This window comes from Leucothrix pacifica (genome assembly GCF_003172875.1).
GTDB classification, from domain to species: Bacteria; Pseudomonadota; Gammaproteobacteria; order Thiotrichales; family Thiotrichaceae; genus Leucothrix; species Leucothrix pacifica.
Window position 1 is genome coordinate 1 of the sequence record NZ_QGKM01000091.1, and the last position, 2,677, is coordinate 2,677.

The following is a 2,677-nucleotide window of genomic DNA, read 5'->3' on the forward strand; positions in this document are numbered from 1 at the left end:
ATACAATTGACTGACAGGAATACCGGAAGCCCATCCAATGCTGACCGCATGCATAATCCTTGTGAATAATGCGAAGTATTCCAACAAAGATGCAATAATACAGGCAGTTTACAAAAAGGACTCTGACCAATATGTTCGAACAAGTATTCAAAAATATCGATGACATTTTCCACAAAGATGCAGGCTGCTCCTCCGAGCTGGACTACACCGAGCAATCATCATGGATGTTATTTTTGAAATATCTCGACGACCTTGAGTTTACCAAGTCGCAGGAAGCCGAGATGATGATGGAAGACTACCATTACATTATCGACGCGCCTTACCGTTGGAGCGCATGGGCAGCGCCGAAAGATGCTGATGGTCACTTTGATCACAACAACGCGTTAACCGGCGATGATTTAACGGATTTTGTTGATGGTGAATTGTTCCCGTACCTGAAAGGCTTTAAGCAACGCGCTGATCACCCCAATACCATTCACTATAAAATTGGTGAGATTTTTAGCGAGATTAAAAACAAAATTCAAAGTGGTTACTCGCTGCGTGATGCGCTGGAAAAGGTTGATCAGCTACGTTTTCGTTCGCAGCAGGAAAAACACGAGCTTAGCCACTTATACGAAGCCAAAATTAAAAACATGGGTAACGCGGGTCGTAATGGCGGTGAATACTACACGCCGCGCCCCTTAATTCGTGCGATGGTGGGTGTGGTCGATCCTAAAATTAGTGAGACGATTTACGACTGTGCAGCAGGGTCGGCAGGCTTTTTATGTGAGGCTTACGGTCACTTTTACAGCTAGCACCTTATCCAATGCAATACCCAATCGACCGCTACACGATGGAAACTGAGCGTCAGTTAGAAGTACTAGACGGCCACTTGGCTGAGCAGGATTATATGTGTGCGAGTTGGTTACTCAATTGCAGATATTGCGATCTGGCCTTTGTATGGGCGTGTAGCGACAGGTGATGTGTATGGCGTGGAAGAGTTTTTAGATACCACATCGTACAAAAACGTATTGGCTTGGGCGAAGCGTATTGAGGAAAGAGAAGCAGTCAAGATGAGTGCATCTTAGCAAAGCTGAGGTAAATATTTTCGATATTTTGAACATCAACAAAATAGTATGTTGGTTTTAATAATGAACTATTTTTGACAGTATTCGGAAAAGCTTTGCAATTCGTTTAAAACTAATATAAAAATGATTTGGCTGCTATGTAACTTACATTTTCCGTAAGATTTACTTGAAAGAGCTCTTAAAAAGACAGGTTTGTATATGATATTGCGTTTTGGTTGTGAAAACTTTAGGTCAATCAGTGAGTACCAAGAGGTGCTTTTAACAGCTGTTTCTAAAGATGATGGAGATACACTTTTTTCACCAAATGGAATTCGTGAAAAAGTTTTACCCATTGTGGCTTTTTATGGCGCAAATGGTTCTGGAAAAACAAATTTAATAATGTCAATTAGGTCTCTGATATCAGCAGTTGCGCAGAGTGCCAGCAGTGATATCGACAGGGCTTTGATACCAGCTTTTAAGTTGGATCGTGAAAGTGCAAATTTGCCTTCAACCCTAGATATGGACTTTATCTTCGATGATGTTCATTATCACTACGGCTTTTCTTTTGATGGAAAAGTAGTGACTGCTGAATGGTTATATTCATTTTCTTACGCCCATAGAATGTCAAAAAGTGTCTTGTTTGATCGAGATATATCAGATAAAAATTCTCCTTTTTACTTTGGTAAGAGTCTTAAGGGAAAAAATAAAGTTATTTCAGAAATAACAGGTGAAGCGAGTTTGTTTTTATCTGTAGCTGCTAAGTCTAAACATAAACTTCTCTCAAATATTTTTGAGTATATTAAAAGTCACTATAGTTTCCGGTTTAATTCTGGTCTGCTAGAGGAGCAAGTAGCCCAAAAAATCCGCAAGTATGGCTTTGAGCGTGAAATATCTCGTTTTTTGACATTAGTAGATGTTGGTGTTGCTAGACTAGAAGCCAAGCAAGTTCAGATGGAAGAGGATAGAGCGAATGCTGTGAATAGTATGCTTGATGCACTAGTAAACTCTCTTGGTGATCTTGCTCCGAAAGGGAAACTCCCTCTGATTGAATACCAGCATCATATTGAAATACATAGAGAGAACAAAGCTGGTGAGGATGTATTATTTAGTTTCAATGATGAAAGTCTAGGTACTCAGGCTTTAATATCGCTTTTGGTGTCTGTTTTTTGGGTGTTAAAGCATGGCGGAGTCTTTGTGGTTGATGAAATTGAATCTAGTTTGCATACCAAACTTTCATTAAAGGTAGTAGAGCTATTCAATTCGAAGGTGACAAACCCTAATGGTGCTCAACTAATTTTTACTACTCATGAAACACAGCTGCTTAATTATAATGGTATTCGTCGAGATGAGGTTTGGCTTACTGAGAAATCTCTTGATGGAAGTACTAAGGTTGCCCCTTTGTCTGATTACTCTATAGACAAGAGAAGTAACCTTAGGAATGGTTATCTTGATGGGCGCTTTGGTGCTATTCCTTTCTTAAGTCTCCTCGACGATTTTCGTCTATTCGAGGAATAATATGTCTCAAAGAAGAGCTAGGCCACATCGAGGAATTCATCGTAAAAGTGGGAAGAAAAAGCCTAAAATTAAAATTATTGCTTTCTGTGAAGGGAAAAAGAGCTATGGTCAAGAGT

At 39.7% G+C, this 2,677-nt stretch carries 3 protein-coding genes; all 3 read left to right on the forward strand.

The genetic code is table 11. The features are described 5' to 3' along the window. Positions 1–131: 131 nt before the first annotated feature. The gene (locus DKW60_RS21295) at positions 132–794 is read left to right on the forward strand and encodes an N-6 DNA methylase (protein ID WP_245929757.1); all 663 of its coding nucleotides are present in this window, start codon (positions 132–134) and stop codon (positions 792–794) included. 99 nt (positions 795–893) lie between these two features. After that, a complete protein-coding gene (locus DKW60_RS23850; RefSeq protein WP_181389836.1) occupies positions 894–1,067 on the forward strand; it encodes a hypothetical protein in 174 nt (57 codons plus the stop codon). 198 nt (positions 1,068–1,265) lie between these two features. After that, a complete protein-coding gene (locus DKW60_RS21300) occupies positions 1,266–2,561 on the forward strand; it encodes an AAA family ATPase (protein ID WP_109839686.1) in 1,296 nt (431 codons plus the stop codon). The last annotated feature ends 116 nt before the right edge of the window (positions 2,562–2,677 follow it).